The sequence below is a fragment of the Paenarthrobacter sp. TA1.8 genome (genome assembly GCF_048595705.1).
Taxonomy (GTDB): Bacteria; Actinomycetota; Actinomycetes; order Actinomycetales; family Micrococcaceae; genus Arthrobacter; species Arthrobacter nitroguajacolicus.
Window position 1 is genome coordinate 4587123 of sequence record NZ_CP184287.1, and the last position, 23096, is coordinate 4610218.

Annotated in this window: 25 protein-coding genes and 1 riboswitch; of the genes, 13 read left to right on the forward strand and 12 right to left on the reverse strand. The window is 63.7% G+C overall.

All coding sequences use genetic code 11. The features are described from left to right. Positions 1-20 precede the first annotated feature (20 nt). The 3 genes from ACNAOT_RS21335 to ACNAOT_RS21345 form a co-directional block, all read right to left on the reverse strand. Positions 21-1169, reverse strand: coding sequence for a mannitol-1-phosphate 5-dehydrogenase (locus tag ACNAOT_RS21335; protein ID WP_420179302.1), 1149 nt, complete (start codon positions 1167-1169; stop codon positions 21-23). After that, entirely contained in the window at positions 1169-3232 is a 2064-nt protein-coding gene (locus tag ACNAOT_RS21340; RefSeq protein WP_420179303.1) for a PTS mannitol transporter subunit IICBA, read from the reverse strand. The genes ACNAOT_RS21335 and ACNAOT_RS21340 overlap by 1 nt, the downstream gene beginning before the upstream one ends. 66 nt (positions 3233-3298) lie before the next feature. Continuing rightward, positions 3299-4021: a TetR/AcrR family transcriptional regulator gene (locus ACNAOT_RS21345; RefSeq protein ID WP_017198635.1), complete on the reverse strand. Its 723-nt coding sequence runs from the start codon at positions 4019-4021 to the stop codon at positions 3299-3301. Between the two features lie 129 nt (positions 4022-4150). Here ACNAOT_RS21345 and ptsP point away from each other — a divergent pair, with 129 nt between their 5' ends. The 8 genes from ptsP to ACNAOT_RS21385 all read left to right on the forward strand — a co-directional run bounded on the left by ptsP (position 4151) and on the right by ACNAOT_RS21385 (position 9331). Then, a complete protein-coding gene (gene ptsP, locus ACNAOT_RS21350; RefSeq protein WP_364308405.1) occupies positions 4151-5851 on the forward strand; it encodes a phosphoenolpyruvate--protein phosphotransferase in 1701 nt (566 codons plus the stop codon). Between the two features lie 30 nt (positions 5852-5881). Then, on the forward strand, positions 5882-6160 hold the full coding sequence (locus ACNAOT_RS21355; protein ID WP_420179305.1) for an HPr family phosphocarrier protein: 279 nt from the start codon (positions 5882-5884) through the stop codon (positions 6158-6160). 118 nt (positions 6161-6278) lie between these two features. After that, positions 6279-6710, forward strand: a complete 432-nt coding sequence (locus tag ACNAOT_RS21360) for a hypothetical protein (RefSeq protein ID WP_420179306.1) — start codon at positions 6279-6281, stop codon at positions 6708-6710. After that, complete coding sequence (locus tag ACNAOT_RS21365; protein WP_420179307.1) at positions 6710-6979, forward strand: hypothetical protein; 270 nt, start codon at positions 6710-6712, stop codon at positions 6977-6979. Before ACNAOT_RS21360 ends, ACNAOT_RS21365 begins: the two co-directional genes overlap by 1 nt. Positions 6980-6994: 15 nt before the next feature. Beyond that, entirely contained in the window at positions 6995-7414 is a 420-nt protein-coding gene (locus ACNAOT_RS21370; protein WP_091463703.1) for a helix-turn-helix domain-containing protein, read from the forward strand. An 18-nt stretch (positions 7415-7432) separates the two neighbouring features. Further along, on the forward strand, positions 7433-8098 hold the full coding sequence (locus ACNAOT_RS21375; RefSeq protein ID WP_420179308.1) for a maleylpyruvate isomerase family mycothiol-dependent enzyme: 666 nt from the start codon (positions 7433-7435) through the stop codon (positions 8096-8098). A 59-nt stretch (positions 8099-8157) separates the two neighbouring features. Next, entirely contained in the window at positions 8158-8916 is a 759-nt protein-coding gene (locus ACNAOT_RS21380; RefSeq protein ID WP_420181207.1) for an alpha/beta fold hydrolase, read from the forward strand. 151 nt (positions 8917-9067) lie between these two features. After that, a complete protein-coding gene (locus ACNAOT_RS21385) occupies positions 9068-9331 on the forward strand; it encodes a DUF6480 family protein (RefSeq protein ID WP_420179309.1) in 264 nt (87 codons plus the stop codon). A gap of 61 nt (positions 9332-9392) precedes the next feature. Here the strand turns inward: ACNAOT_RS21385 and ACNAOT_RS21390 are convergent, their stop codons facing one another. Next, entirely contained in the window at positions 9393-10463 is a 1071-nt protein-coding gene (locus tag ACNAOT_RS21390) for an ATP-dependent DNA ligase (protein ID WP_420179310.1), read from the reverse strand. A 45-nt stretch (positions 10464-10508) separates the two neighbouring features. Here ACNAOT_RS21390 and ACNAOT_RS21395 point away from each other — a divergent pair, with 45 nt between their 5' ends. Both ACNAOT_RS21395 and ACNAOT_RS21400 read left to right on the forward strand, forming a co-directional pair. Continuing rightward, entirely contained in the window at positions 10509-10742 is a 234-nt protein-coding gene (locus tag ACNAOT_RS21395) for a hypothetical protein (RefSeq protein ID WP_420179311.1), read from the forward strand. A gap of 129 nt (positions 10743-10871) precedes the next feature. Next, positions 10872-11018: riboswitch (cyclic di-AMP (ydaO/yuaA leader) on the forward strand. A gap of 2 nt (positions 11019-11020) precedes the next feature. Beyond that, positions 11021-12490 carry a hypothetical protein gene (locus ACNAOT_RS21400; RefSeq protein ID WP_420179312.1) on the forward strand — a complete coding sequence of 490 codons (1470 nt, stop codon included), beginning with the start codon at positions 11021-11023 and terminating at the stop codon, positions 12488-12490. A gap of 127 nt (positions 12491-12617) precedes the next feature. Here the strand turns inward: ACNAOT_RS21400 and ACNAOT_RS21405 are convergent, their stop codons facing one another. Further along, a complete protein-coding gene (locus tag ACNAOT_RS21405) occupies positions 12618-13832 on the reverse strand; it encodes a PucR family transcriptional regulator (protein WP_420179313.1) in 1215 nt (404 codons plus the stop codon). Positions 13833-14041: 209 nt separating this feature from the next. On the opposite strand from ACNAOT_RS21405, the gene ald reads away from it, so the two are divergent. Next, a complete protein-coding gene (ald, locus tag ACNAOT_RS21410; protein WP_420179314.1) occupies positions 14042-15160 on the forward strand; it encodes an alanine dehydrogenase in 1119 nt (372 codons plus the stop codon). 149 nt (positions 15161-15309) lie between these two features. Here the strand turns inward: ald and ACNAOT_RS21415 are convergent, their stop codons facing one another. From ACNAOT_RS21415 to ACNAOT_RS21425, 3 genes are all read right to left on the reverse strand, one after another. Then, positions 15310-16170 carry a hypothetical protein gene (locus ACNAOT_RS21415; protein ID WP_420179315.1) on the reverse strand — a complete coding sequence of 287 codons (861 nt, stop codon included), beginning with the start codon at positions 16168-16170 and terminating at the stop codon, positions 15310-15312. Beyond that, complete coding sequence (locus ACNAOT_RS21420; RefSeq protein WP_420179316.1) at positions 16167-16718, reverse strand: RNA polymerase sigma factor; 552 nt, start codon at positions 16716-16718, stop codon at positions 16167-16169. Before ACNAOT_RS21420 ends, ACNAOT_RS21415 begins: the two co-directional genes overlap by 4 nt. A gap of 89 nt (positions 16719-16807) precedes the next feature. Then, on the reverse strand, positions 16808-17518 hold the full coding sequence (locus tag ACNAOT_RS21425; RefSeq protein ID WP_420179317.1) for a hypothetical protein: 711 nt from the start codon (positions 17516-17518) through the stop codon (positions 16808-16810). A 300-nt stretch (positions 17519-17818) separates the two neighbouring features. On the opposite strand from ACNAOT_RS21425, the gene ACNAOT_RS21430 reads away from it, so the two are divergent. Together ACNAOT_RS21430 and ACNAOT_RS21435 are read left to right on the forward strand one after the other, a co-directional pair. Next, complete coding sequence (locus tag ACNAOT_RS21430; RefSeq protein WP_420179318.1) at positions 17819-19024, forward strand: WXG100 family type VII secretion target; 1206 nt, start codon at positions 17819-17821, stop codon at positions 19022-19024. Between the two features lie 34 nt (positions 19025-19058). Beyond that, positions 19059-19538: a hypothetical protein gene (locus tag ACNAOT_RS21435; RefSeq protein ID WP_420179319.1), complete on the forward strand. Its 480-nt coding sequence runs from the start codon at positions 19059-19061 to the stop codon at positions 19536-19538. Here the strand turns inward: ACNAOT_RS21435 and ACNAOT_RS21440 are convergent. From ACNAOT_RS21440 to ACNAOT_RS21455, 4 genes are all read right to left on the reverse strand, one after another. Next, positions 19522-20568 carry a Gfo/Idh/MocA family protein gene (locus ACNAOT_RS21440; protein WP_420179320.1) on the reverse strand — a complete coding sequence of 349 codons (1047 nt, stop codon included), beginning with the start codon at positions 20566-20568 and terminating at the stop codon, positions 19522-19524. The genes ACNAOT_RS21435 and ACNAOT_RS21440 overlap by 17 nt on opposite strands. Before the next feature lie 14 nt (positions 20569-20582). Continuing rightward, positions 20583-20840, reverse strand: coding sequence for a type II toxin-antitoxin system RelE family toxin (locus tag ACNAOT_RS21445; RefSeq protein ID WP_420179321.1), 258 nt, complete (start codon positions 20838-20840; stop codon positions 20583-20585). Further along, on the reverse strand, positions 20837-21106 hold the full coding sequence (locus ACNAOT_RS21450) for a type II toxin-antitoxin system Phd/YefM family antitoxin (protein ID WP_309075110.1): 270 nt from the start codon (positions 21104-21106) through the stop codon (positions 20837-20839). The genes ACNAOT_RS21445 and ACNAOT_RS21450 overlap by 4 nt, the downstream gene beginning before the upstream one ends. Positions 21107-21309: 203 nt before the next feature. Then, positions 21310-23037 carry an ABC transporter family substrate-binding protein gene (locus ACNAOT_RS21455; protein WP_420179322.1) on the reverse strand — a complete coding sequence of 576 codons (1728 nt, stop codon included), beginning with the start codon at positions 23035-23037 and terminating at the stop codon, positions 21310-21312. Positions 23038-23096: the final 59 nt, after the last annotated feature.

The window sequence follows — 23096 nt, forward strand, 5'->3', positions numbered from 1 at the left end:
TTGTTACTTTCGGGTGGCGCTTACGCTTCGGCCTGACGATCCTCCACGAGCTTTTGGACGGCCGGGAACAGCGGGTGCGACGGCGTAAGTTCCGTGATGCGCTCGACGGCGGCAGCCGGGTCCAAGTCGGTCAGCATGTTGGCGAGCTCCACGGCTTCATCGTCGTTGCCGTCGTCGAAACGGAGGGCCGCGGACATCGCCTCGAGCAGGGCCACCGGCGTCACGCCACGCTCGGCCAACTCCGCGGCAGGACCGATGAACCGCTCGTGTCGGCTGAGCTTCCGCAAGGGCGCGCGGCCCACTCGATTCACGGTGTCCGACAGGTGCGGGTTGGTGAAACGGGACAGGATCTTCTGCACATAGGCCTCCTGCTCGGCCTCAACGAACCCGTGCTTGGCCACCAGCAGTTCCTTGGTTTCCTCCAGCACCGCCCGGACCTTCGCGGCAACAGACGGATCCGCCATGGCATCGGAGATCTTCGCCAGCCCGGCCTGGTAACCGAAATACGCCGCCGACGCGTGACCGGTGTTTACCGTGAACAGCTTGCGTTCGATGTACGGTCCCAGCTCATCCACGAAGGTGGCTCCGGGGATGTTCGGCGCGTTGCCGCCGAATGGCGTACGGTCGATGACCCACTCGTAGAACGTCTCCACCGTGACGTCCAGGCCCTGGCCCGGTGCTTGGTTAGGGACAATGCGGTCCACTGCGGTGTTGGCAAAAACCGCGACGGTGTCCAGGTCGCCGGCGGAGTCGTCCCAAGCCGCCCGGATCTCCGTGTGGAGGAGATCCGTGGCGTTGATGGCGTTCTCGCAGGCCATGACCTGAAGGGGTGGCAAGTCCGCGGGCCGGGCGGCCAGCCCGCGGGCGATCACCGGTGCCACGAACTTCAGGATGTGCGGCCCCACAGCAGTGGTGAGCACATCCGCCGTCGAGATTTCCTCCACAACAGCGGCTTCCTGCGAAGCGGAATTGAAGGCACGGAAGCCGCTAACGGTCTTGACCGCCGGGTTCTCGCCCACCTCGTGGACGTCGTAGCTGCTTGCCGAGGCGAGCTGGCTGATCAGCGCGTCCGCAACATCCGCGAACACCACCTCATAGCCGGCCTCGTGAAGCAGCAGCCCCACGAAGCCACGTCCGATGTTGCCTGCCCCAAAATGAACTGCCTTCACTATGCGTTGACCTTTCCGAACAGCTCCAAAACTTCATCAACCGTGGTCGCTTCCTCCAGCTGGGCCACCTGCGCCTTGCTGGTGAAGATCTTCGCAATCGAGGACAGGATGTGGAGGTGCTCATTGTTGAGGCCAGCCACGCCGACCACGAACTTCACTTGCTTGCCGCCCCAGTCGATGCCCTCCGGGTAACGGATGATGGACACCGCCGAGTGGTTGATGTGTTCCTTGGCATCGTTGGTGCCGTGCGGGATGGCCAGGAAGCTGCCCATGTACGTGGACACGGATTCCTCGCGCTCGTGCATGGCATGGACGTAGCTGACATCAACGGCGCCGCGATCCAGCAGGAGCTTGCCCGCTTCGTCGATCGCTGCGTCACGGTCCGTTGCCGTTCCGTTCAGGACCACGCTTTCGCGGAGCAGGACACCTTTACCTTCGGCGGCTTGACCGTCGACGGCGGCAACCGGCTCGGCGACATGCGCACCGTGGCCGGCGGCTACTGAAGTGGCGGCGGCGGTGGGCTGGGCTCCGGCGGTGGATTCCGCCGTCGTGCCTGTTTCAGCTGCAGCGCCTTCACTGTTGCTGCTCCGAACCAGTTCAACAATGTCGTCGTACTTGGGGCTGTTCATGAAGTTGTCCACCGAGTAGTGAACTGCGCTGGCCGTCCGCGGCTGGGCGCGTTCGGTCAGGTCCTGGTGCGTGACCACAACGTCGTAGCTGTCGTTGAGGTTGGCGACGGCCGAGTTAGTGACCTTGACCTCCGGGAAGCCGGCGGCCTTGATCTTATTGCGCAGGACCGAGGCACCCATGGCACTGGAACCCATCCCGGCGTCGCAAGCGAACACGATGTTCTGGACGGGGCGAGTGAGGACGGTACCGGCCTGGGCGCCAGCGTTGTTACCGGTCAGTGCCGAGGAGAAGGAGCTCTTCTTGCCCTTCATGGCCTCCATGCGGGATGTGGCTGCGGAGAGGTCGTCCTCACCCTTGTTCTTGGACGTGCGAAGGATGACTGCGGCAATGAGGAAGGACACGGCCGTGGCCAGGATGACGGCAAGAATCACACCAACGTAGCTGTCACGTGACGTCTGGGCCAGCACCGCGATGATGGAACCCGGCGCGGCAGGAGCAACCAGGCCGGAATTGGTGATGGCCAGGGTCGCGATGCCCGTCATGCCACCACCAATGGCAGCGAGGATCAGGATGGGCTTCATCAGGACATACGGGAAGTAGATCTCGTGGATACCACCGAGGAAGTGGATGATCGCAGCACCGGGAGCCGAAGCCTTCGCGGCGCCGCGGCCGAAGAACATGTAGGCCAGCAGGATGCCCATACCGGGACCGGGGTTGGCTTCGAGCAGGAACAGGATGGACTTGCCCTGTTCCAGCGACTGCTGGATGCCAAGTGGAGTGAGCACGCCGTGGTTGATGGCGTTGTTGAGGAAGAGGACCTTGGCCGGCTCGATGAAAATGCTGGTCAGCGGGAGCAGTCCGTTGTTGACCAGGAACCCCACAACGGCACCGGCGCCATCAGTGAAGCGCTGGACTACCCAGGAAAGGCCGTAGAAACCGCCCAAAGCCAACAACGCGCCCCAGATGCCTGCGGAGAAGTTGTTGACCAGCATCTCGAAACCGGGGCGGATCTTGCCGTCCCACAGGGCATCGATCTTCTTCATGGTCCAGGCACCCAGCGGGCCCATGATCATTGCCCCGATGAACATCGGCGCGTCAGTACCCGCGATGACGCCCATGGTCGCGATAGCACCGACCACGCCGCCCCGGACGTCGTAAACCATCCGGCCGCCTGTGTAGGCGATCAGGATCGGAAGGAGGTACGTGACCATTGGACCGACAATGCCCACGTTGGGATCACCCTCGGCGTTCGTGCCGAAACCACCCAGTTCCGCAACTGGAATCCAGCCCTTCTCGATGAACAGGGCCGTGATAAGGCCCCAGGCGATGAAGGCGCCGATGTTGGGCATGATCATGCCGGACAGGAATGTTCCGAACTTTTGGACACCAACGCGCACGCTGGTGCGGGGCTTCGCAACTGTCTCTGTTGCCATGTGAATTCCTAACGTGTGTCCCGCGGCGGCGCGGGGTCAGTCGATATAGATCGAGAGAGCGCAGCCTTAGGAGCTGCTGGAAATGCGGTGAAGCCATTCAAGGAAGAGCTTCAGTTCAGAGCTGGAAAGTTGGTCCGAATGCGAGGCCTGCAGTGCCGCATTCAGGGCGATTGCCGCAACAACTACCGAGGACTTACCGGAGTCCTCCGCTGCGGCGCCACGGGCGGTGTCCGTGGAGACGGCAAAAATCATGGAATCCCGGGTCATGGTTGAGAGCTCGAGATTACGTTCCTCCACCGGTTCAGCGATCAGCATGAGCGTGACGCCCACGTTGGCCGCAAGGATGCTCCGCGCTGCTTCCCGGGGCGGCACGTTGATCTGGCCGGCGATGGCGGCCTTGTTCAGCATCTCCTCCAGAAGCGCTTCAGCATCGGCCACGATTGCCGGGCGACTCTCCGGCCTGATGTTGCCGAACATGACCAGGTAAAGATGGGGTTGGCTCAGCCCGAACTGAACGTGGTTATCCCACATTCGCCGGACGTCTTCCAAGGGCTCCCCGGACGGTGCAAAATCCCGCTCCCCCGCCACATACTCTTCAAATCCGGCTGATACGACGGCGTCGAACAGGCCTTCTTTGTCGCCAAAGTGGTGGTAGAGCGTTGGCGCCGTAACCCCGGCAAGCTTGGTGATCTGGCGCGTCGAGACTGCTGACCCCTCCGAATTCGCCAGCAATTCGGCAGCTGCGCGAAGCAACCGAATTTTAGGCGGAAGCTGGTCATCGAAACTCATAACCGCTACCCTAGCACCTATAGCGTTGCTATATGAAGTGGCTCACAAAGGAATTTTGTAGGCTAGTTTTCGAGGCTCCCGGTGCCGTCGCCGGAGGGCCTGAACCAACAAGCAGGAACAGAGGATTCAGTGCAGAATTTCCAAGGAGTAGGGGTAAGCCCTGGCCGCATCATTGGTTCCGTCCGCCAGATGCCCAAGCCGGTGAGTGAGCCGCCGTCGGGAGATCGATTGGCTGCGGACGTGAGCCCGGAAGACGCCGTCGCGGGCTTGAAAGCGGCTGCGCAAGCCGTCCATGACGAACTCAAGGGACGTGCGGACAGCGCTTCCGGCGACGGCAAGGCCGTCCTCGAAGCCACAGCCCTCATGGCCAAAGACACCATGCTCCTGAAATCCGCGAGCAAGCTCATCAACGCCGGCTCCTCTGCAGAGAGGGCCATCTGGGAAGCCGGTGCGTCCGTCTCCGAAATGCTGCACAACCTGGGCGGCTACATGGCCGAGCGTGCCACCGACGTCCTGGATGTCCGCGCCCGCATCGTGGCCGAACTTCGCGGCGTCCCCGCTCCCGGCATTCCTGCCTCCGACACGCCCTTCATCCTGGTGGCCGAGGACCTCGCTCCCGCCGACACCGCAACACTGAATCCCGCGGTGGTGCAGGCGCTGGTGACCTCAGGCGGCGGCCCGCAGTCCCACACTGCCATCATTGCGCGTTCGCTCGGCCTGCCCGCCGTGGTTGCAGCCCATGGTGTTGACGACATCGCGGATGGAACCGAAGTGTACGTGGACGGCGCGGCTGGCTTCATTGCCGTTTCGCCCACCGACGAGCACCGTGCGGCCGCTACGGCCTGGGCGGAAACCTCCGCCACCCTCGCCGAATTCGACGGAAACGGCACGACGGCGGACGGCCACTTGGTGCCGCTCCTCGCCAACGTCGGTGGAGCCAAGGACGCCGTGGCAGCTGCCGCTTTGGGTGCCCAGGGAGTGGGCCTGTTCCGCACGGAGTTCTGCTTCCTGGAGCGGGACACCGAACCCTCCGTGGATGAGCAAGCCGCAGCCTACAAAGCCGTCTTCGACGCGTTCCCGGGCAAGAAGGTGGTCCTCCGCACCCTTGACGCGGGCGCCGACAAGCCGCTCCCCTTCCTCACGGATGCCACCGAGCCCAACCCTGCACTGGGTGTCCGCGGTTACCGCACCGATTTCACCACACCAGGCGTCCTGGAGCGCCAGCTCGAGGCCATCGCCCGGGCAGCTTCGGAGTCCGAGGCAGACGTTTGGGTCATGGCCCCCATGATCTCCACGGCCGCCGAAGCCGGACGGTTCGCCTCACTGTGTGCCGCCGCCGGAATCCAGACGCCGGGTGTCATGGTGGAAGTTCCCTCTGCTGCGTTGACCGCTGCCACCGTGCTGCGCGAAGTCGGATTTGCCTCTTTGGGCACCAACGACCTCACCCAGTACGCCATGGCCGCCGACCGCCAGCTTGGACCCCTCGCCGAACTCAACACTCCGTGGCAGCCTGCCGTGCTTCGGCTCGTGCAGCTCACCGTCGAAGGTGCGGAGCAGGAAAGCTCTGGTCGCGAAGGTACTGCCAAGCCCGTGGGTGTCTGTGGTGAGGCAGCAGCTGACCCTGCGCTTGCCGTCGTACTGACCGGCCTGGGCGTCACCACACTGTCCATGACCGCGCGCTCCTTGGCCGCCGTCGGGACTGTGCTGAAAACCGTCACCCTTGAGCAGGCGCAGGAACTCGCGCAGCTCGCTTTGTCTGCGCCGAGTGCCCTTGAAGCCCGCGACTGGGTTCGCGCCAAGCTGCCCGTCCTCGAAGAACTCGGCCTCTAACCTCTGTTTGTTTCCGTCGAAGGAGAAACCATGCCCGAACGCACAGCCACCATCGCCAGCCGCTCCGGCCTGCACGCCCGCCCCGCCGCTTTGTTCGCCGAGGCGGCCGGCGAGCAGCCGGTGGAGGTCACCATTGCCATGCAAGGCGAACCTGCCGATGACGCGCTCGACGCCGCCAGCATCCTTTCGCTCATGACCCTCGGCGCCGCCAAGGGAGACGTTGTGGTGCTGCGGGCCGAGGGCGACGGAGCAGACGCTGCGCTGGACGCACTGGTGAAGGTGCTGGAGACGGACCTGGACGCGGAGTAGTTCTTGCCGGGCGGCCGTTTCGATGGTTCCCTGCACACCATGCCGTGCGCACGGCATGGCCGGCAGGGAACCCCCGAATCGGGTAGCTCGCTGGGCCGGCTGGGGGTAGGTTCGGGTTATGAACGAGCACGTGATCCCTATCCTGCCGTGCCAAAACGTGGACGACGTCGTGCCGTTCTACGAGGCGCTGGGCTTCACACTGACCTTTCGGCAGGCCCGGCCGAACCCGTATGTGTGCTTCAACAGGGGCGGGATCGACCTCCACTTTTTCGGCTTGGAAGCCTTCGCGCCGGAGAATTCCATGGGCAGCGCGATCCTGCTGGTCCCGGATACGGGTGTGCTTTACGACGAGTTCGCCGCCGGACTTCGTGCTGCCTTCGGGAAGTTGCCGATCTCCGGAATCCCCCGGATCACTCGGCCCCGCAGGAAACAGGGGACAGCGGCCGGGTTCACCGTTGTGGACCCGGGAGGGAATTGGCTACGAATCTACGCTCTGGGGGCAACGGAGGAAGATGGCAGGGCTCGGAGAGCCGCCTGGAAAGAGTACTGATGAACGCTACGCGGCAAGGAGATGCCCGCGGGGATGACGCCATAGCGATATCGGTGCTTGAGGCCGGGTTGTCACGTCATGCGGATGCCCCGGACGTGGAAAAGCTACCGCTGCTGGTGTATCTCGCTGAGTTGCAGCTACGCATCGGGAACCTCGAGTTCGCGGCGCAAGCCCTGGATTCCGTGGACTCCCTGGCCCTGAACCCCGTGGAACGTGAAGGGTTGGCTGCAGAGTTGGCCAACGCCGCGGAGCTCCGAGCGTCGTTGTAGGGCTAGGCTTCTGCCATGGCATTGATAGCTCCCCGCGTCACGGCTGGCCTCCCCGCCGATGACGCCCGGAATCTGGCGCGCTCCCTTGAGGACAGCAACGACATCACCGTGTTCGTGGATGGCACGGTCCACCGCCTACCGACCCAGGCGAGGGACGCCGTCGTCGATCTCCTCGCGAGACTGAGCCGCGGCGAAACAGTGACGGTGGGCAGCGTCGAGGAAATGCTCACCACATCGCAGGCCGCAGAGCTCGCGGGCATCTCTCACACCTATCTGCGCAACATGACCGACCGAGGCGAGATCCCGGTGGAGTACCGGGGAACGCATCGTCGGATCCGGCAGGCTGCCATCATGGCCTGGCTGGAAACGCAGAAGAAGAGGCAGCAGGCCGAGGCGAGCGCAGGGGCTGACGAGTCCACCGATTCCCACGGCTAGCCACCACGAGTCGCCAGCATGCTGTTCAATAGCGGTATGGCTTCAAGTAAACCTTCCACCGTCTGGCCTGTGGTGCACCATGAACGCCGTGCCCTGTTGCAGGATTTGGAGCCGCTTCCGGCAGCTCAATGGCAGACGCCGTCGCTGTGTGCCGGTTGGAACGTGCACGACGTCCTTGCTCATGTAATCGACAGCGCCAAGACGACGAGGTTGAGCTTCATCCGCCGGCTGGTTGCCTCCCGAATGGACTTTGACCGTGATAACGCCGTGGGTGTGGAGCGCGAAAAGACACGAGAACCTGCGCAGACGTTGAACGGGCTGCGCGCGGTGCTTTCGCGGACCTCGGGCCCGCCGGCGAGCTTGGCTACCCGATTGGTTGAGGCGTTCGTCCACGGAGAGGATATCCGGCGCCCTTTGGGGATCCATCGCGACTACCCCGCCGAGCACGTGGCCACCGCCCTTAGCTACCAAGTGAAGACCACCACCAAAATGGGTGGCGGCAAGGAAATCGCTGAGGGCTGGCGCTTGGTAGCCACTGACACGTCATTCCGCCATGGCAACGGTCCGGCGGTTGAAGGCTCCGCCCTGGCCCTGCTGTTGGCCGTCTCCGGTCGGCCCATCGGAGCCCACGAAGTGAGCGGGCCAGGGGCTCCCGTGTTCCTGCAGCGCTTGGAAAACGCGTGAACGCGCTGGGCAAGGCGCGCTCCAAGGCGGCAACACTTCTGTCCGCCGACGTCGAGGTGATGGGCCTGACCGGGCGGATTCTCTGGACCGAGGGCACGCCGCGGCCGGAGCTGGGCGCAGAGCCCCGGAATGAGCCGGCATACATCTTGATTCACGGCATTGGCGTGTCGCATCGGTATTTGGCACGGCTGCATGGGGTCCTGGCCGCGAACGCGCCTGCCTATGCGTTGGACCTGCCTGGTTTTGGCGGCACACCCAAGCCCGGCCGCCAGCTGTCCGTGGAGGATTACGGCGCTTTCATTGCTGAGGCGCTCAAAAGCTGCGGCATCGATTCCTATGTGTTGGTGGGCCACTCGATGGGCGTGCAGTTTGCCATCGAGGCGGCCTTGCATGCCCCGGATCAGATCAGGCAGTTGGTGCTGATGGGGCCGGTGGTGGATTCCCGGCACAAGAACGTTCGCCGCCAGTCCCTGGCACTCTTCATGGACGGACTGCTCCGTGAGAGCCCGTCATCCAACTGGATCGTCATCTCGGACTACTTCCGCTGCGGCCCGCGCTGGTACCTCACTGAGCTTCCCGTCATGATGAGTTACCCCACGGAGAAACGGCTCGCCGGCGTCCACGTGCCGGTACTGATTCTGAGGGGAAGCCGCGACCATGTGGCAGGACCGGACTGGGCGTTGCGGCTATCAAGGACGGTCGCGCAGGGGCGTTTGGTGGAAATTCCGGGGGTCGGGCACGTGGCGCAGCACATGCGCCCCAAGGCTGTGGCGGATGCCATCCGGAGCTTTGTCACCGCCACGACGCCTCACCGTTGACCCCTGACGCACGACGCCGGCGCACGAGTTGAGCGTCCCGTGTTGGGTTGGTAACGGGCTCGGTTTGTCGGCTCACCTTGTTGGCTTAGCTGGTCGCGGTTAGGCTGGCGGAGCAAGCACATTAGTAAGTTTGCTTACGAAAGGGCTGATCGTGACCGACAAAGACTCGAATGAGGAAACCCAGGGCTTCGGCGCCACCGGCGCCACAGGGCCGCTTGACACTACGTCCGATGCCGACAGCATCCACGAGGATCCCGACATGCGCCAGGATGAGGACGAGGATCCCGCCGCATCCGCCAACCCCGACCCCCTCGACGGCAACGTCACCGGCTTGGAGCCTGGCGGCGGAGTCCCTCCGGGAGAAACCCCGCCGGCCGAGGGCAGCATGAGCAGCGATCAAGGCCACGAGGAGTAACACAGTCGCCAACCCGCGGCTCCGTTGGTACCCAGCGACATAGCAGCGGGTTGGCAACGTCCTAGCTGTGCGGCAGCTGCAGGATCTCCCCGAGATCGTATTCAGCGGGCTCCTCCAGTTGCGAGTACGTGCAGCTCACGGGGGTCCTGTCCGGCCGCCACCTACGGAACTGCGTGGTGTGCCGGAACCTGCCGCCTTCCATGTAGTCGTACTTCACTTCGATCACGAGTTCGGGGCGCAGGGGCACGAACGAGAAATCCTTGCCCCCGCTCCACCGACTCTGGGCGCCGGGCATGCGTGAACCCCCGGCCGCTTCGTCCTGGTTGGCCCACTCACCCCAGGGGTGCTCGCTGAGTTCGACTTGATACGGCTCAAGCTCGGCCACCAGGGCCTCCCTCCGGGCCATGGGGAACGATGCCACCACTCCCACGTGATGCAGGCGGCCAGTGTCATCGTGGAGGCCCAGCAGCATCGAGCCAACAACCTTCGCGGTCTTGTGCCAGCGGAAACCGGCCACCACACAATCCGCCGTGCGCTCGTGTTTGGTTTTGAACATCACGCGCTTGTTGGGTTGATAGGCCCCGGTCAACGGCTTGGAGAGCACCCCGTCCAGTCCCGCGCCTTCCAACTGCACGAACCATTCCTGCGCCCGCTCGAGATCCGTCACTGCCGGGGTCACATGGACAGGCGGCTCGGCCTTGGCGAGCGCACGCTCCAGGATGGCGCGGCGCTCGGAGAACGGCTTGTCCATGAGGTTCTCGTCGCCCAGCGCCAGGATGTCGAACGCAATCATGGAAGCCGGAGTCTTCTCGGCGAGCATCCTCACGCGGCTGTCGGCGGGATGGATCCTTTGCTGGAGTACCTCGAATTCGAGCCTCTTGCCCTCGATCAGGACGATCTCGCCGTCGATGACGCACTTGTCCGGCAGGTTCTTCCTGAGAGCCTCCACCACTTCGGGGAAGTAGCGGGTCATTGGCTTCTCGTTGCGGCTGCCCAGGATGATCTCGTCACCATCCTTGAAGACGATGGTCCGGAATCCGTCCCATTTGGGTTCGTAGTGCCCAACATCGGGGATGGTCGGAACGGATTTGGCGAGCATGGGCGAGACGGGTGGCATCACAGGCAGGTCCATAGACAATGTCTACCTGTCGGTGCACCACGAAGCTAGTGTTAGGCCATGGATATCTTGCTCGTGTTGGCGGCAGTGCTCGGATTCCCGGCCCTGCTGGCCGGCGTTTGGTCCTGGTCATCGCGCCGGAGCAGCCAGGGCAAAGTCCGGCGTGGAGCCACCGGCGGGATCCTTGGAGTCGTGGACGAAGTCTTCCGCCCGGAAACTCATCAAGCCGTGCAGATCCAGAAGATCCAGCATGAGTTGCCGGCTCCCGCACCGGCACCGAAGCCTAAGTCATAGAAACCCCTCGGTTGGGCAGGCCTACCGCCCGTTACATTAATGTGACTTTACTTTCCGGCTCATGTACCGTCGTAGGGCGACCCGTATCTCCGCTGGGCCGCTTCCGGATTGACGCCGAGCTCTGCCGCAATCCGGGATCCGCCAGACCCGCGGCAGAGGCGGGGGACCCACAGTTCCCGGGCTTGGTATCCAAGTCCTCGGGGTGAAGCCGCTTAGGCGGCCGGACGGCCTCGTCCGAACCCGACAGCTAACCTCGAAGGCGTTGAGAGGCAACCACCATGTCCCCAACCATGGATCAGCCGCGCCGCGCCAACACTGAAGGCGAGCGCACCAAGCCAACCGGACGCCGTCGGGCCCAACCCAGCGGATTCCCCACCGGAAACCCAGATGACACTGGCGCGACTAACACTGACGCTGCTGTAACAGGCACGGTTAACACAGGCACGACGCCGGAACCCGCCACTGCGGCCATGCCCACCACGGTGGCGCCTGCCACTCGTGCGGAAATTCGTGCAGCCGAGCGGGAGCGTGCAGCCCTTGCCGTGATTTCCCCTGAGGCCTCGGCCCCACAGCCGTCGCCCGAACCGTCCGAGCAGGCGGAACCCATGACTGCCGCGATACCTACGGTGCAGCCAGCGGCTCGGAGGTCGACCACACCGGGACCCCCTACCGCGGCGATCCCTATTGTGACCCCGGCCAGCGCACCCCCTGCTGGCGTGGAGCCGGATCCTCAGGAGCTGAGCGCCCAGGAGCCCGCAACCGCAGCAATTCCAGTGGTTCAGGCTTCAACGCCGGAACCTGCCACGACGGCCATTCCAGTAGTGCCTGCCCGCGAAGAATCCGCGAGCACCCCCGAAGCCGCCGGGTCACCGAGCAACGACTCGCCCCGCACCGAGTCCCTGCAAACCGAGTCACCTCGGGGTAAGTCTCCGGCGCAGCTTGCTGCCGCGGCAACGGCGTCGGCAGCACTGGCAAGCCGCAAGGATGTTCGCCGGCAGGCTGCCGCACCCTCTGACGCACCCTCTGCGGCCAGGCCCAGCCTGGGGTCCACCTCCTCCTTCGGCCGCGAACCCCACGCCGCCCTTCGGAAAGCAGCGTCGGTCAAGCACATGAGCCAGCGCATGGCCGTGGTTGCAGGTGCGCTTGGACTAGTGCTGACGGCCGGGACCTTGGGGCAAGCCCTTGAGCTTCCGTTCTTCGGCCAGGAAACTCCTACGCATGAAGCCAGCGGTGCCGACAGGAATTCGGGCTCCGCGGCCCCTGCGCCCAGTGCCTCGTATTCCACGGCTTCCGCACCATCAGCGTCGTCGCCAGCAGCCTCGTCACTTGCCACAGCGTCCTCGGAAGCCGGCCAGCCCGCGACATTAGCCGAGGCACCCGCGGCCGGGTCGTCGTCGCCGGCTCCGACCCCGAAGGTGTCCCTTGCCAACCCGGTTTGGGTTCCATCGACTGTCCCCTCCTCAGTCCCGGCCGTCCCTGGGGTGACAAGCCCAGCCCCCACCCAGCCAGCTCCCGCGCCGAGCGAGGTGCCGTCGGACACGGTCACCACACCGCCCACTACTCCGACGCCCACAACCTCACCGACCCCGACGGTCACACCAACACCGACGCCGACGCCCACACCAACGGAAACTGCAACCTCGACCTCTAAGCCCCGGCCGAGCAAGCCGCAGGCCGCCTCGGCCCCCCAGCCCAGCGAATCTGCGCTTCAAGACATCCTGGACGCAGCCCAGAAGGTCCTCGGTTGAGCACCCGCCTGCCCCGTACCTCCACTCACGCGGGGTGGCATAGCCGGTACTGCAGCAGCAGCCGGACTGCCGCTTTCCGTCGCCGGATGGGACGTTGGAGCTGCCAGCGTTTGCGGCGCTCGTAGGCTCAGATCCGCGGCCGCCCGGCCCAGCGCCGCGCCTTCAGGGCCGCATGTAACTCGAGCCGGATCGCGCCACTCAACGGATCAGCACCGATGAGTTGGCGGATCCGGCCGAGCCGGTTATAGATGCTGCTCCGGTGGAGGTGAAGTTTGGCGGCGACGTCCTGCACCGAGCCGTCATTGTCATAGAGCAGTTCCAGGACAGGCAGGAGTTCGCCGTTTTTGTCCTGGTCCTCAAGGGCCTCAAAATGCACCGATCCTGTGTCATCCCAGCCGCCGGGTGCCACCAGACGATCGAAAAGTTGATAGACACCAACGGTCCGGCTGTCCACGAGCTCACCTAGCGGGAGATCCACGGCGGCCGCCTGCGCAGCAACCTTCGACTGACGGTAAGCGCCCGATAGCTGCCGGATGACTTGGAAGGGTTCACTGATGCCCAGGATCACCCTTTCCACCTTGCGGCCAGCGCGCTTCGCAAGCTCCAGTTGATAATGCACCAGCACCTGGGCATGGTCTGCCCGGCCGCCCGACTCGCGGAACAGGACCACCGAATGCGTCTCCGTTCCGGCGCTGAACAAGGCGGCGTTGACGCCGATAGTGGACTGCAGCGCCGCTGATCGATGCGTCAGGGTAGCGGCAATAGGATCGACGTCGGACCTCGCACCATCCGGGTCGAGTATGGTGACCAACTGCCACGGACCGCGCCCTTGGATTTCCTTCCAACCCGCGACGGCGGCCACCGCGTTCGATTCGCCGCCGCAGGCTGACAGAAACTCCTGCTCACGCCTTCGCCGGAACTCCGATTCGGCCGTATTGGAATCAAGGAGCAAGCCCGCCAACAGGTCCAGCTCGTCCCGCACGCCGGGCAGTTCGGCGAGTATCGCCGTCGCACTCTGTTCTTCAAGGTCCAGCTGCACCCACAAGTACCCCACGCGGAAACCGCGGACCAAAAGTGGCACGCAGACGCGGCCCAGCATGCCGAGTTCGTCGTTGGCAGGAACTACGACGGGTCGCACGGCCGTGGCGATGCCATGAGCGAGTTGCCAGGCGCTGACGTCGCCGGGGACCCGCTTGCTGAGGAGGAAGTTCACGCGAACGCGGTCGGCGTGGGACTGGTTGGAGCTATAGGCGAGAAGAACGCCGTCGAGATCTTCCAAGGACAGTCCGCGGCCCAGCTTCAAGGCAACGCGTTCAACGATCTGTTCCACGTCCTGCAGCATCTGGAAAGCGTACCAACAGCAGGCGACACTTGACGCTCTAGTGCTCGACAAATGTCGAGCTGGCTGGCATAAGATCCCTTGATTTCCGGACTTTCCGCGCGAGGGCGGCCCCGGGTCCATGTCGCCTGCCTCACAGCCGGATCTATTCTGGAATCACAGCCCGCAACACATTTTTCGGCCGAAGAGGCCGCTAACGATGGAGCCCACAGATGATCATCGGTGTCCCCAAAGAAATCAAGAACAACGAGTTCCGCGTAGCCATCACGGCCGCCGGTGTCCACGAGTTCCGCACCCACGGACACACCGTTCTGGTTGAACGCGGCGCAGGCCTTGGCTCGGGCATCACCGACGAGGAATACTCGATTGCCGGCGCCGAAATCGTCAACGAAGCAGATGACGTCTGGGCCCGCGCGGACATGGTCATGAAGGTCAAGGAACCCATCGCGGCCGAGTACCACCGCTTCCGCAAGGGCCTCATCCTCTTCACCTACCTGCACCTTGCCGCAGAGCCTGAGCTCACCGCCGAGCTCATCAACTCCGGCGTCACGGCCATCGCTTACGAAACCGTGCAGGAAGGCCGCACCCTTCCGCTGCTCGCCCCGATGTCCGAGGTCGCAGGCCGCCTGTCCGTCGTGGTTGGCGCTTCCTCACTGATGGCTCCGGCCGGCGGCAAGGGCGTCCTCCTTGGCGGCGTACCGGGCGTGCGCCCGGCGAAGGTTGTTGTCCTCGGCGCAGGCGTTGCGGGAACCAACGCTGCCGCCATGGCGCTGGGCCTCGGTGCTGATGTCACCATCATGGACATCAACATCAACCGGCTGCGCGAACTGGACGCCCTCTACCAGGGCCGCCTGAAGACCGTTGCCTCCAACGCCTACGAGATCGAGAAGTCAGTTATCGACGCAGATCTGGTGATCGGCTCCGTCCTGATCCCGGGCGCCAAGGCTCCCAAGCTGGTCACCAACGAACTGGTTGCCCGCATGAAGCCCGGCTCGGTTCTGGTGGACATCGCTGTTGACCAGGGCGGCTGCTTCGAGGACACGCACCCCACCACCCACCAGGAACCGACGTACAAGGTCCACAAATCGATCTTCTACTGCGTTGCCAACATGCCTGGCGCTGTTCCGAATACCTCCACGTACGCACTGACCAACGTCACCCTGCGCTACGCCGTGGCACTGGCCAACCTGGGCGTCAAGGCGGCCTTCGACCGCGACCCCGCCCTGGCTGCCGGCCTCAACATCGCCGCCGGCCACGTGGCGCACCACTCCGTTTCCGAGGCGCACAACCTGCCCCTCGTCAACGACTGGCACACGCTGGTCTCCGCATAGCTTCAAGCTCGACGGCGGGGTGCGGCTTCCACGCGAAGCCGCACCCCGCCGTCGTGGTTTAACGCGCGCCGAGATGGCACTTAATGCCAATGTTCCCGAAGAACATTGGCATTAAGTGCCATCTCGCGGGGAGGTTTGGGGCCTGGAGACTAGGGCTTTCCGGGGAGCGACGGGATTAGCTCCGAGGGAACCGGGACGGGGACGCCCGAAGGGCCGAGCTTTGAGGGATCAATCTTGGAGGGATCGATCTCCGGTGGGGTGACAGGCAACCCTGGCGGTGTGGGGATGACGCCGTTGCCGGGCTCCCTGTGCGACGGAGCCTTAGGTGTATGCGGCGACGCTCCACCGGGCTGCGGCTCAGGAGCGGGAACCACCGGGATGCCCGGCGCGGCCGGCGTCGGCTGGGGTACGACCGTCGCAGGAGCTTGCTGCGGCTCTTCCCGGACAGGCAAGGGCTCTGGGCTGGTACCGGCTGGGGTATCGGGCTGGGGAGCACTGCCGGAACCGGGATTTAGTTGTGAGACCACCGAACCGATGGCTGCCCCGAGGTGCTGGAATGCACCCGGCAGGCCGCCCTCGGAAGCGACGGCAGCGGTCGCGCCGCCAGCCAAGGACACGGCTACGGCGAGGCCTGCGATGACCGTCCGACGCTTCTTCCGACGCCGGGCGGCAAGTTCGTCAACAGGCACGTCGTTCGCAGGCAGGTCGTTCGCAAGAGCGGACTCCGCAGCAACTGTGGCGAGTACCGCCGTTGGTGCACCCGCCGATGCCGCCGGACCGTCCGCCGTCGTGATCCTCTGGGTGGCAGTGATCTGCTGGGTGGCTGCGGCCGGGCTGCTGACCATGAGCGCGCGGACTGCTGCGGACGGCAAAGGGGCAGTGTTCGCCAAGGAACGGAGCTCGAGGAGTTCAGTGCGGAGGTCGGCGTCGCCTGTGAGGCCGGCGTCGGCCAACAGGAAGTCGATTGCCTGCTGGTCATGACGTCCGCGAGGCGTATGTTGTTCGCTCATGATGTGCCGTTCCTTAGTAGTGCACGCTTCTTCAGTGCACTCAATGCCCTGCGCTGTAGCTGCTTGACGGCCCCCTGGGACTTGCCCATGATCGCCGCCGTATCTTCCACCGACACGTCGGCGACGACCCGGAGGGCCAGAACCTCCCGATAATCGTCGGGGAGGTCGTCCAAAATTTCAGTGACGCCCAGGCCGGCAACCCGTCCGAAGGCCTGGTCTTCGGCCGACGGCGACCGCCGCGCGTCCAGGTCCGGTTCGTACGGCGTCGCGTCGGGCGTTCGTTCGCGTTTGCGATAGTGGTCCACCATCCGCGCATGCGCGATGGAGAACAACAGGGTTTTTGCCCCTTGCAGCCCGCCGTGGAGCGTTTCCAGCTTCGGATACAGGGCGAGGAAGACGTCCTGCGTCACGGCCTCCGGGTCGTCCACACCCCGTGCCCGGAGGTAGCCAAACACCGGTCCGGCGAAGTTATTGTAGGCAGCCGTGAAGAGCAGGGCGGGATCGTCCTGATCCGCCTGCACATATTCATCAGCCAAAGGGTCAAGCACCCGTGGATGCCTCCGTCCCACACACTACGTAGCGGGGCTCCTTGTCCTAAGCCAAGGAGCCCCGCCCTTAAACCGTAACCGCTGCTTGCTTAGCGGACAGAATCGAGGGGTGCAGCCGGAACGTCGGTGGGTACCTGTGTCGGCAGCTCAGGCGTCGCGGGGACGGCAGGCACTGCGGGGACAGCGGGCGTCGCGGGAACGGCAGGAACTCCCGGCACAGCGGGCACTGCAGGAACAGCAGGCGTTGCCGGCAGTTCGGACGTCACGGCAGCATCGACGTCGGCCTCTGCCGTCGCCGAACCGTCAGCCTTCAGGCCGGCAGCTTTACCCGCCTCCACCACAGCCTCGCAGTGCGCCTCCACCTTGGCTTCGCCACCGGCAGCAATGGTCAAGGACTCGAAGCCGGGGACCTTGGCGTCAGACTTCAGGCCGCCATTGAGGAGTGCGGTGCAGAGGCCAAAAGCCTCCGGGGAAGTGGCGTCTTCCACCGTTGCTTTGGCATCGGACACGGCGTCGGCGGCCTTGGCCTGGCCGGCTTCAGCGGCCTCGGTTGCAGTTGCCTGCGCGGTCTCGACGGCGTCAGTTGCCTTGGTCTTGGCGGTTTCGGCTGCATCGGCTGCTTCAGCGGCCTTCTCAGCAACAGGGGCCGGTGCGCCAACGAGGTCATGCGCGGATTGCTGGATTCCGGTGGGAAGCGCGCCATTGAAGGCAGCGACGCCGGTTCCACCGGCAGCTACAGCTCCGGCAGCCAGGACGCCCGCGGCGACTTTGCTGGTGGCAAGGATAGTGAACAAGGACATGAAACCCTCCGACAAACGATTTTGGGATTGCCCCGGCCGCGGTTGGGTCGCGACCGGATGATCAGCGTGCGGACGTGGCCCGCACTCCCCTTACATCGTTCGCGGTGTCGGTGAGGTTACGCGTTGTCCAAAAGTTCTCTTTTCAGGGCTTTGGCGTGCTGCTCTTTATCCACACTGGTGAGAGGTCCCCATGGCCGCGTCCGACGTAGCCAACTATGCTCAGGAAACGCCTGGCCCGTTGGATGCCCGGCGATCGACATATCACTACGTCAGGGGATACGTAATGGGGTTGGGTACCTAGTGGGACAGGGATTGGTGGGCGCGGACGTCGGAGATCTCCGACGACTTTCGGCCGTGATGGACTCCGAGGCGGAGAAGATCACCAAGCTTCAACAACAGCTCAATGCGCTGATTCAGAACGGCAACTTCTGGCGGGGGAATGACGCCGACCAGTTCAGAAGCCGGTGGCAGAGCGACCTGCAGGGACGATTGGGAGCAGCAGCTGCTTGCCTGCGCACCAACGCCCGCGCCCTGAAACTCAACGCAGAGCAGCAGGAACAAGCCTCTGCGGGCAGCCCCGGAGGAGGGCTCAAGGGGGGACCTTCCACAGGGCAGGGAAAGAGCACCCCTGGGGCACCCGGGTTTACTTTTGATCCCGCCAGCTACGGCCCCGTCACCGTGGAAGGCAGCGGTTCAATCGACAGTCAAGCAACGGGCGAAACGCACGGCTCCGTTGGTCCCGGCGGCATCGCATTCGGAGGATCCGGCAAGGCGTCCACCGGAGGTGAAATGACCTGGAAGGCAGAGACCGGGTTCGGGCCCGGCACGACAACTATCACCAACGAAACGTTCGTCGGCGCCCGCGCGGATGGCGAGTTCGAGGCCAGTGTGCCATTCGGACTCGGACTTCCCAATGCCCACGTTAACGGTGAAGCATTCGCTGGCGCGGAAAACGTCACCACCATACGATCCGACTTCTTTGACGGCTGGGTCAGCAACACTTCCACGACGCGTGCAATGACTGGAGTCGAGGCGAGCGCGCACGCCAACGCGAGCAGCCCCTTTCTGTTTTCGGCTGGTGGCGAGGGCTTCGCGGGTCAAAAACTCACCGTGGACAACAAGACCGAGTTCGCTGGCGGGCTGTTCGCCTTGGGGCAAGGTGGAGAATTCCGCGCCGGGGCCTGGGCCAGCGCCGGTGAAGGCGAAATCAGCGTCAAGGGCCGCGATGTCTCAGGCACTGCGTTCAGCGCAGGAGCGGGTGCGGAGCTGACAGGGAGCCGGTATGTCGAAGTCCTGGGCCAAACACTGACGTTCAACGCGACGGTGGCCGCCGGAGCGGGTGAGGGGCACTTCTTTACGGCTTCCGTGGACGAAGACGGGCTCACTCTGGGCGCGGGAGCCAAGCTCACCGCCGAACTGGGACTGGGTGCGGGTGGCCAGATCACCCTCAGCCCCAAAGGACTAGTGGATTCCGTGACCGGATTCGTCGACTTCCTGAATAACTGACCTTCGCCACCACACCACCGCCGGAAAGGCTCCAATGTCGCAACAGGTTTTCCCGTCCGCATCTTTCCCCGCCTACCCCACCATCAAACTCAATCCACCATCCGGTTGGACACATCAAGTGGTCCCCGATGCTTTGGGTGCCCTGATGGCCCCGGCCGCCGAAGGTCGCTACACGGCAAATGTGGTGATTTCCGTGTCCCGCCGCTTGCCTGGTTACCAGCTGCGGGATATCGCTGCATCCGTGGACTCGTTCCTGGACGCCCTGCCGGACGCCGTACTGCTCGCCACAGAGCCAGTGGTTATCAATAGCCGGGATTGGCACGTGCGCGAGGCACGCTACACGCACCCACAGGCAGGTTCGCTGGCGCAGTTCACAGCCGTCACGGTGGTCCACCAAGACGCCGCAGCGGATGTCGTCCAGTTGACCGGCAGCTGCCAACCCATTGAAGGCAACCACGACCTCAAGGCCATCTATTCGCTGGTTGCCAGTGCGGACGTTACGCCAGCGCCCTAGCCTGCTCAATCAGCTTCAGCACCGCAACGGAGTCGGCCGGATCCACCGGTACCGGAAGTGCGGAGGCGGTGCCGCCGCCGTCGAGCTTTTCCGCCAGCATGCGGTAGAACTCGGGGTAGGCGCCGCGCTCCGTGGGGATGGTGGTGCGGTGCCCGTTCCGTTCCAGCGTGCCGTGGTTTTCTGGAGGCTCGACGCCGTACTCCGCGTCCTTAGGCAACCCACCGCCCAGCACGTAGGGCTCCTGCGGGTCGGTGCCGAACTTCACGAAGCCACCTTCCGTGCCGAGGATGCGGAAGCGGGGGCCATGAAGGTGGCTGTTGAGGTTGATGGTGACGTGGCTGACCACGCCCGACTCATGCTGGAGTGCCAGGAAAACGTCGTCGTCGGCGCTTTCCTGGGGGCGGCGGGCCGTGATTTCTGCGAAGGTGACAGTGGCCGGCCCAAAGAACCGGAGAGTGAGATCAAGGACATGGGTGCCGAGATCGAACAGGACACCACCGCCGTCTTCCGCCGTGGCACTGGCTTTCCAGGCCTTGGCGATCTCCGGCGCCCAGCGCTCCATGCCCACCTCAAACCTGGTCACGGTACCCAGCGTTCCGGCGTCGATCAGTTTTTTCACGGTGAGCGAGTCACCGTCCCAGCGCCGGTTTTGGTACACGGTGAGGACGCGGCCCAGCCTCGCAGCCAGCTGAATCAGCTCCTCGCCCTCGGCGCTGCGGACCGTGAACGGTTTATCGACGACGACGTCCAGCCCGGCTTCCAGCGCAGCTTTCGCTAGGGGGAAGTGGGTTGCGGGCGGGGTGCCCAGGACGACGAGGTCCAGTTGGTCGGCCAGTGCCAGGATGTCTTGAGGGGTGTTGACGATCTGCGTTGCCGGGTAGCGCTCTTTCGCCTTCGTCTGGCGCGCCTCGTCCGAAGTTGCGATGACGGCGAGCTCGTACGCGGGGTTGCTGGCGATGAAGGGCGCGTGGAAGACGCTGCCCGAGAGGCCAAAACCTGCGACGGCGGTACGGATCGGCTGGGAAGTCATGACCCTAGGCTAGATCAGTAGACCTCGCGTCGGTGGGCGGCGCGGAAGATGATGATGACGAGTTCACCATCATGGATCTCGTAGAGGACCCTGAAGTCACCAACACGAATTCGCCATGCATTCGACTCTGCGGAAAGCTCCCTGACTCCGACCGGACGTGGGTTCAGTTCCAACTCGGCGATGGCCAGCAGTATCTTCCGGCGTACTGGAGCGTCTAGCTTTCGAATCTGCTTGGCAGCCGCGGTACTGAACTCCGCGCGGTATCGGCTCACCGGGTGATGCCGTTTTCCTCCAGAAGATCATTGAGACTGACCCTGGCACCATCATCTTCCGCTTTAGCGGTCCGAAGCGCCTTAAGGTCCGCCTCATCTTCGAGACGTTCAAGCCTCTCGAGGTCCTCAGCACTGATGAGCACCGCGGCGACCTTGCCCCTCCGGGTGATGCTGATCCGTTCATGGCCGTAAGCAGCACGATTGATGGTGTCTGAAAGATGAACTCGGAGGTCAGCGACACTCACGACATAGTCGGCGGTACCCATGAGTCCACCATAGCCGCATCTGTACTCTATGTACATAAAGTACAGATGGGGCGCGAGAGGTGAGCGAGCATCGGGCTGAAGGGCGCGGGATGTGAGCGAGCGTTGGGGACGGCGAAGGCCGGGAACCTCGCGAACCGATGAATAGGTTCAGGGAGATCCCCGGCCTTCAGGAAACTACACTTTCGGAAACTACTGCTGAGGGGCTACTTCTTGGCGCCCTTTTCCCAGCCGATGGTGGTCCAGTCAGGAACGTTCGAGAGGCTCTTGAACAGGGACGGGCCGTAGTTGGCCAAGCCCGTGCGCACGAACTGGATCTCCGGGCCGTTCAGCACGGTGCCCATGGAGTAGTACTTCTCCATGTGCTTCTTCTCTACCTCCATGGCGGCCTTGTTGCGCTCGGCGTCATCGGCAATGGTTGCCAATCGCTTGATTTCGGCGTCGAGCTCAGCATCGCCCAGGCCGTTTTCGTTGGTAGCAGAGTCGTAGTACTGCTTGACGGCATCAGTGGCATCCGGGCCCACGGTATAACCGGAGATGGTCACATCGAACTCGCGTCCGCCGATGACCTTACCGAAGTCAGCATCACCGCGCTGGTCGATAGTGACATCCATTCCGGCAGCCTTGAGCTGGTTCTGCAGGGTCTGCGAAGTGGCACCCGTGGTTGGATCGTCACCGAAGTTGGTGATCTTAAAGGAGATGGGGACGCCGTCCTTCTCCATGATGCCCTTGTCATTGGCTGTGTAACCGGCGTCGGTCAGGACCTTCTTCGCAGCCTCAGCGCCGGTGTCCTTCACGGGGTAGTTGTCCTGGTAATACTCCGAGAACGGCATGAGCATCATGGAGCCTGAGCTCTCTTCGGACCAGTTCAGGCCGTTGAAGCGGACGTCGCGGATAGCCTTGCGGTCGACGGCGGTGAAGATCGCCTTGCGAACGGCGACGTCGGTCAGGGCCGGGCGCTTTGCGTTGATGTTGAGACCGCCGGCAAACAGGCGCTGACCGCGGCGGACCTCCGAGTTGGTAGTTCCTTCGAGCTGCTTGTAACGGCCCAGGGTGCGGCCATTGGCGGCGTCGATCTCGCCATTTTTGAAAGCAGCGATCGTCGCGCTCGGCTCCATCTGGCGCCAAATGACCTTTTCGAGGACCGGCTTCTGGCCCCACCACTTCTCGTTAGGAACCATAGTTACAGTCTTGGCGGTCGTGTCGTAGTTCTCCACCTTGAACGGGCCGGCCATCCATTCCGGGTGCATGTTGCCGGCAAACCCCGTGTTGAAGATTTCGGGGGTATTGATGGCCGGGTGAATCAGGCCGAGGAAGAGGCCTTCCAACGGAAAGACCGGCTGTGTGGTGGTGACAATGACTTCTTTGTCGTTGGCACCGGCCTTGACCGAATCCACGAAGGCGTAGGCGCCGGCGGTGACGATGTCGATGGACTTGTCTTCACCCTTGAGCATGTTCCAGGTGTTTTCGAAGGTCTTAACATCGATGGGCGTCCCATCGTTCCAAGTCGCCTTCTCATTGACCTTAATGGTGATGGTCTGCTTGCCGTCCTTGACTTCGCTCTTGACCTCTTCACAGAAGTCCTTGTTGGGCTCCGCCTTGCCGTTGAAGTCCAGCTTCCAGCAACCACCGATGCCACCGCTGTTGATGGAGGCGGGGTTAACAGGCGTCATCAGCGCTGAGGTATCCGCGCTGTTACCCACGTTGGAGAAGCCATTAAAATCCGGTCCGATGCTGCCCACCGCCAGCGTGACGGTGCCGCCCTGGTCCAGATCTTTCACTTCCTTGGCGTTGACGCTGATCAGCTTGCTGATGTCACCGCCGCTCTCTTCGGCCTTCTGCGAGGCCGGACCCGACGGCGTTCCCCCGCCGCAAGCGGTCAGCGTAAGCGCTGCTGCGAGCGCTACGCCACCGATCGTCGTGTATTTCTTCATGGTTTGCCCTTCATGTTTACGACTGGAAATCTTTGCGAGTTGAATAACAGGGTTTCAAT

Bases quoted from the DNA above. Each gene is read 5' to 3' on its own strand.
- ACNAOT_RS21435 (WP_420179319.1), top strand. From the start codon at position 19,059: ATGTCGCAACAGGTTTTCCCGTCCGCATCTTTCCCCGCCTACCCCACC.
- ACNAOT_RS21450 (WP_309075110.1), bottom strand. From the start codon at position 21,106: ATGGGTACCGCCGACTATGTCGTGAGTGTCGCTGACCTCCGAGTTCAT.
- ACNAOT_RS21405 (WP_420179313.1), bottom strand. From the start codon at position 13,832: ATGCTGCAGGACGTGGAACAGATCGTTGAACGCGTTGCCTTGAAGCTG.
- ACNAOT_RS21390 (WP_420179310.1), bottom strand. From the start codon at position 10,463: ATGGACCTGCCTGTGATGCCACCCGTCTCGCCCATGCTCGCCAAATCC.
- ACNAOT_RS21360 (WP_420179306.1), top strand. From the start codon at position 6,279: ATGAACGAGCACGTGATCCCTATCCTGCCGTGCCAAAACGTGGACGAC.
- ACNAOT_RS21455 (WP_420179322.1), bottom strand. From the start codon at position 23,037: ATGAAGAAATACACGACGATCGGTGGCGTAGCGCTCGCAGCAGCGCTT.
- ACNAOT_RS21370 (WP_091463703.1), top strand. From the start codon at position 6,995: ATGGCATTGATAGCTCCCCGCGTCACGGCTGGCCTCCCCGCCGATGAC.
- ACNAOT_RS21380 (WP_420181207.1), top strand. From the start codon at position 8,158: ATGGGCCTGACCGGGCGGATTCTCTGGACCGAGGGCACGCCGCGGCCG.
- ald (WP_420179314.1), top strand. From the start codon at position 14,042: ATGATCATCGGTGTCCCCAAAGAAATCAAGAACAACGAGTTCCGCGTA.
- ACNAOT_RS21345 (WP_017198635.1), bottom strand. From the start codon at position 4,021: ATGAGTTTCGATGACCAGCTTCCGCCTAAAATTCGGTTGCTTCGCGCA.
- ACNAOT_RS21415 (WP_420179315.1), bottom strand. From the start codon at position 16,170: ATGAGCGAACAACATACGCCTCGCGGACGTCATGACCAGCAGGCAATC.
- ACNAOT_RS21400 (WP_420179312.1), top strand. From the start codon at position 11,021: ATGTCCCCAACCATGGATCAGCCGCGCCGCGCCAACACTGAAGGCGAG.
- ACNAOT_RS21375 (WP_420179308.1), top strand. From the start codon at position 7,433: ATGCTGTTCAATAGCGGTATGGCTTCAAGTAAACCTTCCACCGTCTGG.
- ACNAOT_RS21365 (WP_420179307.1), top strand. From the start codon at position 6,710: ATGAACGCTACGCGGCAAGGAGATGCCCGCGGGGATGACGCCATAGCG.
- ACNAOT_RS21425 (WP_420179317.1), bottom strand. From the start codon at position 17,518: ATGTCCTTGTTCACTATCCTTGCCACCAGCAAAGTCGCCGCGGGCGTC.
- ACNAOT_RS21355 (WP_420179305.1), top strand. From the start codon at position 5,882: ATGCCCGAACGCACAGCCACCATCGCCAGCCGCTCCGGCCTGCACGCC.
- ACNAOT_RS21395 (WP_420179311.1), top strand. From the start codon at position 10,509: ATGGATATCTTGCTCGTGTTGGCGGCAGTGCTCGGATTCCCGGCCCTG.
- ACNAOT_RS21340 (WP_420179303.1), bottom strand. From the start codon at position 3,232: ATGGCAACAGAGACAGTTGCGAAGCCCCGCACCAGCGTGCGCGTTGGT.
- ACNAOT_RS21440 (WP_420179320.1), bottom strand. From the start codon at position 20,568: ATGACTTCCCAGCCGATCCGTACCGCCGTCGCAGGTTTTGGCCTCTCG.